Annotated in this window: 5 protein-coding genes, 1 tRNA gene and 1 other RNA gene; 4 read left to right on the forward strand and 3 right to left on the reverse strand. The window is 68.3% G+C overall.

Features of this window, described 5'->3' with window-relative positions:
* Positions 1 to 7 precede the first annotated feature (7 nt).
* Positions 8 to 1018 (forward strand): YncE family protein, encoded by a 1011-nt coding sequence (locus tag J7J50_RS17610; protein ID WP_215059027.1) that lies wholly within the window; start codon positions 8 to 10, stop codon positions 1016 to 1018.
* A 396-nt stretch (positions 1019 to 1414) separates the two neighbouring features.
* Here the strand turns inward: J7J50_RS17610 and ffs are convergent.
* Positions 1415 to 1511, reverse strand: an RNA gene (gene ffs / locus J7J50_RS17615) — signal recognition particle sRNA small type.
* A gap of 326 nt (positions 1512 to 1837) precedes the next feature.
* Here ffs and J7J50_RS17620 point away from each other — a divergent pair.
* Positions 1838 to 2575: a metallophosphoesterase family protein gene (locus tag J7J50_RS17620; RefSeq protein WP_215059025.1), complete on the forward strand. Its 738-nt coding sequence runs from the start codon at positions 1838 to 1840 to the stop codon at positions 2573 to 2575.
* A gap of 107 nt (positions 2576 to 2682) precedes the next feature.
* Here the strand turns inward: J7J50_RS17620 and J7J50_RS17625 are convergent, their stop codons facing one another.
* Positions 2683 to 4017, reverse strand: a complete 1335-nt coding sequence (locus tag J7J50_RS17625; RefSeq protein ID WP_215059023.1) for a glycosyl hydrolase family 28-related protein — start codon at positions 4015 to 4017, stop codon at positions 2683 to 2685.
* 528 nt (positions 4018 to 4545) lie between these two features.
* On the opposite strand from J7J50_RS17625, the gene J7J50_RS17630 reads away from it, so the two are divergent.
* Complete coding sequence (locus J7J50_RS17630) at positions 4546 to 5583, forward strand: aminotransferase class I/II-fold pyridoxal phosphate-dependent enzyme (RefSeq protein WP_215059021.1); 1038 nt, start codon at positions 4546 to 4548, stop codon at positions 5581 to 5583.
* Between the two features lie 114 nt (positions 5584 to 5697).
* Here J7J50_RS17630 and J7J50_RS17635 read toward each other — a convergent pair.
* Positions 5698 to 5790, reverse strand: a tRNA-Ser gene (locus tag J7J50_RS17635).
* Between the two features lie 348 nt (positions 5791 to 6138).
* On the opposite strand from J7J50_RS17635, the gene dnaX reads away from it, so the two are divergent.
* On the forward strand, positions 6139 to 7598 hold a 1460-nt coding region (dnaX, locus tag J7J50_RS17640), incomplete at its 3' end, for a DNA polymerase III subunit gamma/tau (RefSeq protein WP_215097526.1).

The raw sequence follows: 7598 nt of genomic DNA on the forward strand, positions 1-7598 counted from the left end.
AGCCGTCATGTCCCGCGTGCTGTGTCTGTCCTTGCTGCTGTGCGCTGCCTTGCCCGCGGTGTCGGGCGAGCTTTTGGTCGGCAACAAAGCCGCCGACACGGTCTGGCGCCTGTCGCTGGACGACGGCCGCAAGCTCGGCGAATTTCCGACCAATCAGGCCCCGCATGAGATCGCGGTCAATCACGCCGGCAGCGTCGCCCTGGTCGCCAATTACGGCGTCGGCGACAAGCCCGGCAACAGTTTGAGCGTGCTCGATCTGCGCGGCGGCGCGGCGCCGCGGATCATCGATCTGGGCCGGCACGGCCGTCCGCATGGCTTGCGCTTCCTGCCCGGCGACCGCGAAGCGCTGGCCACCACCGAGGCTTCGCGGCATCTGATCCGCATCGACGTCGCCAGCGGCAAGATCGTCGCCGAGATTCCGCTGGGCGAGGGCAAGGGCCACATGGTCGCGATCGCCGCCGACGGCAAGACCGCGTATGTGACCAAGATCGATCGCGGCACCGTCAGCCGCATCGATCTGACCGACAACACCAAGACGGACGAAGTCGCCGCCGGCAAAGGCACGGAAGGCGTGGCGGTGCGCCCGGGCAGCGGCGAGGTCTGGGTCAGCAATCGCGAGGCCGGCACGGTGACCGTGCACGATCCGCGCACGCTGGCGATCCGCGCGACCTTGCCCAGTCCGGGGTTCCCGATCCGCGTCGCCTTCACCTCCGACGGCCGCCAGGCCCTGGTGAGCAATGCGCGCGCGGCGACCTTGTCGGTGTTCGACGCGAGGCGCAAGAAAGTTCTGGCGACGGTGGATTTGGCCCGCGCCGGCGCCGAGTATCGCGACACCATGCTCGGCCGCGCGGCGCTGCCGATCGGGGTGGTCGCCGATCCGAAGCGGCCGCGGGTGTATGTGGCGATCAGCGGCGGCGATGAGATCGCGGTGATCGATCGCAAGACCTGGAAGCTGGTGGCGCAGTGGAAGACCGGGCGCGAGCCGGATGCGCTGGCGTTGTCGTTTGGTGGCGATTGAGTGTTGGCGGGCTTGATTGCGTCGTGGCTTGAGAGTGCGAGTCGGGGCTGAAAGCCCCTCCCACAAAAGACCTCGGGGTTTCCGTGTGTAGGGGCGCTCCTTCGTCACCGGTCGGCGTCGTGGTTTGAGAGTGCGAGTCGGGGCTGAAGCCCCTTCCACAAAAGACTTCGTGGTTTCCGCCTGCGGGCGTGCGCCACCCCATCGCCGGTCATCGCGAAGTCTTTTGTGGGAGGGGCTTCAGCCCCGACTCGCATTAACCACCGACAGTGCAGGCCACACCGCCTACGCGCCAACCGCGCCGACCTCGTTCGAGACCTTCGCGGACGAACTGGCGCAGGCGTATCGGGCGATGTGAAGCGCGGCGTCGCGCGCAACCGGGGCCTGAAAAGGCGGCGGCCCCGCAAGCGTAACTCCGGCGCCCGAATCAGTCGATACCGTTGCTGCCTTCCGGCCCTGGCGGGATTTTCAACTTATCGTCGCGGAGGCGCCAACGGGGCCACCATAGATTCGCATGCGCGCCGTGGCGCCATGCAGCGTCCGAATCGGGTGCGGGCGCGGTGGGCGGCCCGGAACGTCACCGGAGGGGCGGCATTCTGCCTGAAAGCCGGCCCGCGGCGCAAACGCGGGTTGGCGGCGCGAGCGCAAGGCCCGCCGCGCCGCCGGATGGGCGCGGGCGCGGTCGCCCGGTGGCGCGATCGCGGGCCTGTTTGCGCGAAGTTCGCCGCGCCGCGCCGGCTCGCTTCGTCCCGCCCGCGCTCGACGTCGAGCCGGCCCGCGCCCGGCGGCCCCCGTATGACAGCGACGCCTTAAGATCGGCGCATGCGCATCGCCGTCCTTTCCGATATCCACGGCAACCTCGCCGCCCTCGACGCCGTGCTGGCCGACATCCGGCGCCGCGGCGCCGACCAGATCGTCGATCTGGGCGATCTGCTGTCCGGCCCGTTGCAGGTCAGCGAAACCGCCGACCGCCTGATCGCCCTGGCGCTGCCGACCATCGCCGGCAATCACGAGCGGCAGGTGCTCAACGATGCGTTCGAGCGCATGGGCGAATCCGACCGCCACGCGGTAGCGCAGATTCGCCCGGATCAGCGCGACTGGTTGCGCGCGCTGCCGCCGACCCTGCGCTTGAACGACGAGGTGCTGATGGTGCACGGCACGCCGCGCAGCGATCTGGAATGTTTCCTGGAAACCATCGACGCCGACGGCATGCGCGCGGCCACTCGGAATGAGGTCGGCGAACGCGCCGGCGCCGCCGATGCGCGGGTGATCCTGTGCGGCCACACCCACGTGCCGCGCAGCCTGCGCCTGGACGGCGGCCGTCTGATCGTCAATCCCGGCAGCGTCGGCTTGCAAGCCTACAGCGACGAACGCCCGCATCCGCACAAAGTCGAGAACGGTTCGCCGCAGGCGCGCTACGCGATCGTCGAGCGCGACGGCAACGGCGAATGGAGCGCGCAGCCGTTCGCGGTGGACTACGACTGGAACGCCGCCGCCGCATTGGCCCTGCGCAACGGCCGGCCGGACTGGGCGCGGGCCTTGGCGACCGGATACGTCTGAGCGGCTTGGCGACAGCGAACGCCGCGATCGTCTGAGCCGCCGATGCGTCGGCGGTTCAAACACTTCGCCATCGGCGGCGCGACGATTCTCCGTCGCGCCGCGTCCGCTTACTTCTGCACCAGGAACTTGTCCATCGTGTAGTTGAGCGTGTGGCATTGCTCGAACACGAGCCGGCTGCGATTGGCGGTGGCGTAGGACTCGTGCCGGCCCATCAACTGGCACGATTGCCACTTCACGTAGGGCATGTCTCCGTTGAGCGGGCGATACGTCACCGGCACCGACACCGGGCCGATATGGCTCTGGAACGAACGCGCCGCATCGGTGCAGGCGATGAAGCTGATGTTGCCGTTGGCCGCGTCCCAGCCGCAGTCCATCAGCTTGCTCTTGGCATGGCGCAGTTCGAAGCGCACGCCGATCACGATCAGCGTCTTGACCGTGTTGTTGTGCGGGCCCGGCGGCAGATCGAAGAACACCGACGGCGTATCCACGTCTTCGTTGCACTGAATCCACGAGCCGCCGTAGACGTTGACATAGCCGCCGCGGGCGAAGCGCAGCAAGGTGCCGCTGCGGTATTCGAACTTGCAGTCGCGGAACCAGAAATTCAGGAACTGATCCTGCTGGCTCACCGTCGGGGTCATCCCCGAATGCAGGAAGGCGTCGCCCAGCACCACGTCGTTGGCCAGATGGCAGCGGTTGAACGACCACTCCGAATTGAGATTGGAATCGCCCGGGCCGTCCAGCCCGATCACCCGGTTCCACGGGCCTCTCCATTCGACGTCGTCGAAGGCGAAATCCTGGTTGGTGCCTTGCGCGAGCGAGGACCAGCAGTAGATCCAGTTCAATCCCGGACGGCTGGCGCGGAAGGTGATCTCGCGCACCCGCAACTGGCGCAGGCGGCCGTTGGCGGTCAGCAGATTGTCCGCGAAGCGATCGCCGCCGCCGGCCACCGCGTCGAAGACGATTTCCGAACTGCGCTTGCCCTGGCCTTCGATCACGTAGCCGTTGATCTTCTTCTTGATGTCGCCCTTGGGCAGCAGCGCGTCGGCCTTGGTGACGCGATAGATGCCGGCGGGGAAGTACAGGTGATGGGTCAGCCAGCCGTTGCCGTTGGCCGAGGCCAGCACCGCGTCGCGCGCGGCGACGATGGCCGCGGTGTCGTCGGCGCTGCCGTTGCCGATCGCGCCGTAGTCCTTGACGTTGATCCGGCCCGGTTCGGCGGCGGCGATCGCGGCCGGCGCGAATGCGGCATCGCGGCGCGGCGGCGGCGCGCCGCCGATCGAGCGGTCCTGGAACGCCGAGCCGCCGATCGAAGCGGCGGTGGTCGCCGCGGCCGCCGCGCCGGCGCCGGCGATCATGCCGGCCGCGCCGATCAGCTTGCGTCGCGAACGCGAGGAAGGCGCCGAATCGCCGCCAGTAGCCGCGTCGGATAACTTCTTGCTCATCTGAGTCCTTGAGTTGGATTGCCGTGGAGTGATCGCGCCCTGCCGCCGCAGCGCGGCGACGGACGCGGCCGCCGCGCGGCGGCGGATCTCTCCCCAGGCCGCCGCGAGGCGCGCGCAATCTAGAGGCGCGACTTCGCGCACGAATGCGAACACCGACGCAGTTCGCGCAGTTGCGTTGCAACGCGGCTGTAATGAATCGTGCGATTGCGCGGTGGGTCGCGAATGCACAATTGGCGCGCGGGTAATGCCACGCGCTGGAGAAAGACAAATGTTTTCTCTGTAGATATGGGCGGTAGTTTCTTGCGGCGCGCGGATGCTTGCCTGCGGCGGGGTGGACGACGTATCTGGATGGTCCGAGAGGCGCTCTCGACCGGTGGCCATGTCCGGCGTTGCGCACACGGCCGATGGAGGCGCCGCTTTTGCGGGCTCGATGGCAATTTCCTGCAAGGCAATGTGATCGACGAACGCCAGCCCCTTGCGCATGGCTGTGGTTTTCTGCAGGGTCGCTATCGATCGAACTCAACCCCAATGGCTATGTACAGCTTCCTTGACGACTACAGCGAAGGCGCCCACCCGGACATCCTGCGCGCCCTGACCGATTCCAACTGGGTGCAGCAGGCGCCCTACGGCACCGACAGCCACAGCGAAGACGCGGCGAACAAAATCAAGGCGCATCTGGGCGAGGGCTTCGCCGGCGCGATCCACTTCGTCGCCAGCGGCACCATGGCCAACATCGTGTCGATCGCGAGCTGCCTGCGCCCGCACGAAGCCGTCATCGCCGTCGCCTCGGGGCATATCGTCCTGCGCGAGGCCGGCGCCATCGAGGCGACCGGGCACAAGCTCATCGTCGTTCCCGCGATCGACGGAAAACTCACGACCGCCACGGTCGAGGCCGCGCTGGCGGGCAACGCCCACTTCCCGCACATGGCCAAGCCGCGGTTGATCTACCTGTCCAACGCGACGGAAACCGGCACGATCTACACGCTGGCCGAACTGCGCGATCTGTCGGCGTTGGCCAAACGCCGCGGCCTGATCCTGTTCCTCGATGGCGCCCGCCTGGGCGCCGCGCTGGCCTCGCCCAAGAACGACGCCAGCCTCGCCGACATCGCGTCCCTGGTCGATCTGTTCTGGATCGGCGGCACGAAGCTGGGCGCGCTGCTGGGCGAGGCGATCGTCGTGTGCAACCCGGCCCTGAGCGAAGACTTCGCCTTCCACGTCAAACAGCGCGGCGCGATGCTGGCCAAGGGCCGCTTGCTGGGAATTCAATTCCAGCAGTTGTTCGGCGCCAATCACTTGTTCTCATCCCTCGCGCAACACGCGAACGCCATGGCGGCGAAGTTGGCCGCCGGAATCGTGTCGGCCGGACACAGCCTGGCCGCGGACACCGAGACCAATCAGGTATTCCCGATCCTGCCGAACGCCGTCATAGCGGCGCTTCAATCCCACTTCGCCTTCTACGTATGGGCGAAGGCCGACGACGAACACTCGGTCATCCGTCTGGTCACTTCATGGGCGACCGAAGAGCATCAAGTCGATTCGTTTCTGTCGCATCTCGCGGCTGCATGACGAATGCGGGCCCGCGACGACACCGCAAGCAAATGCGCGGTCATGAGCTGGGCGACGGGTAAGGCGATGCCGGGAATAAATAAGCCCCTGAAATCAGGGGCTTATTTATTGATCTGGCGGAGAGAGGGGGATTCGAACCCCCGAAGCGCGGTTTAGACGCTTACACACTTTCCAGGCGTGCTCCTTCAACCACTCGGACACCTCTCCGGATCTGTCCGGACCGCGTGCGCGGGCCGTGCAGGGCCGTGGATTCTAGCCGCCGCCGGCTCCGGGAACAAGCCGCTTCGTGGCGGCGCGGGCGCGCGAGCGTGGCCGGGGCGCGATCGGGCCGGAACCGCGCGGATATCGAGCCGCGATCCCATCGAGACCGAGCCCGGCTGCGAGCGTACCGGCGCGAGGGTGGGGGCATGGCACAATGCCGGGGTTCGTTCGCGAGCGTCCGGCGACCCGCGTCGCCGGCCTCGACCGGCCCCAGGGCGCCTTGCGCCGGCCGGCCCGAACGTTCGCAGCGCGCGAGCGCTGGCCCTCGTCCCGTCCTAACGCCCCAAGGATCCGATGTCCTATCTCGTCCTCGCCCGCAAATGGCGCCCCAAGCGTTTCGCCGAACTGGTCGGGCAGGAACACGTGGTCCGCGCGCTGACCAATGCGCTCAGTACCGGGCGCGTGCACCACGCCTTCCTGTTCACCGGTACGCGCGGCGTCGGCAAGACCACGATCGCGCGCATCTTCGCCAAATCGCTGAACTGCGAGCGCGGCACCTCGGCCGACCCTTGCGGCGAGTGCAACGCCTGCCTGGACATCGACGCCGGCCGCTACATCGACCTGCTCGAAATCGACGCCGCCAGCAACACCGGTGTGGACGATGTGCGCGAGGTGATCGACAACGCCCAGTACATGCCCAGCCGCGGTCGGGTGAAGGTCTATCTGATCGACGAAGTGCACATGCTGTCCAAGTCGGCGTTCAACGCGCTGCTCAAGACCTTGGAAGAGCCGCCGGGGCACGTGAAATTCCTGCTCGCGACCACCGACCCGCAGAAATTGCCGGTGACGGTGCTGTCGCGCTGCCTGCAGTTCAACCTCAAGCGTCTGGACGAGCAGCAGATCGCCGGGCAGATGACCCGCATCCTCGCCGCCGAGCAGATTCCGGTCGAGGAATCGGCGATCCGCCAGCTCGCCAAGGCCGCCGACGGCAGCCTGCGCGACGGCTTGTCGCTGCTCGATCAGGCCATCGCTTACGGCGGCGCCGGCGCCGATGCGCCGCTGGAAGGCGCGTCGGTCGCCGCGATGCTCGGCTCGGTCGATCGCACCCGGGTCGGGGCGGTGCTGACCGCCCTGGCCGACGGCGACGGCCAGCGCCTGCTCGATGAAGTCGCGACCCTGGCCGAGTTTTCGCCGGACTGGGGCAGCGTGCTGGAAACCCTGGGCGATGCCTTGCACCGCATCCAGGTGCGGCAACTGGTGCCGGAGGCGGCGATCGAGGCCGACGGCGTCGATGTCGATGCCCTGGCGGCGCAGTTGCGGCCGGAGCTGGTCCAGCTCTGGTATCAGATGAGCGTCAACGGCCGCCGCGATCTGCCGCTGGCGCCGAGCCCGCGCGCCGGTTTCGAGATGAGCGTGCTGCGCATGCTCGCGTTCCGTCCCAGCGGGGCGGGCGATGCGCCGGCCGCGCCTTCGGGTTCGGGCGCGGCGGCCGGTTCGAGCGGCTCCGGTTCGGGTTCGGGCAGCCGCGGCGAGTCCGCGCGCAGCGCCAGCGCCGCCGCCCAAGCGGCCGCGGCGATGCGCGAGATGGGCGGCGCCGCGTCGCGCCAGGCATCGAGTGAGCCCGCGCCATCGCGCGAAGCCGTCGCACCGCCGTCGCCGCGCGAAACGGCGGTCGCCAAGCCGGCCGCGCCGGCACGAGCGAATCCCTTCGAAGACGACCCGCGCGATGCGCCGCCGTGGCAGACGCCGGCACCGGCCGCGAAGCCCGCCGCCGCGGTGCGCGCGAACCCGTTCGAAGACGACCCGCGCGATGC

This window comes from Lysobacter sp. ISL-50, from assembly GCF_018612875.1.
Taxonomy (GTDB): Bacteria; Pseudomonadota; Gammaproteobacteria; order Xanthomonadales; family Xanthomonadaceae; genus Lysobacter.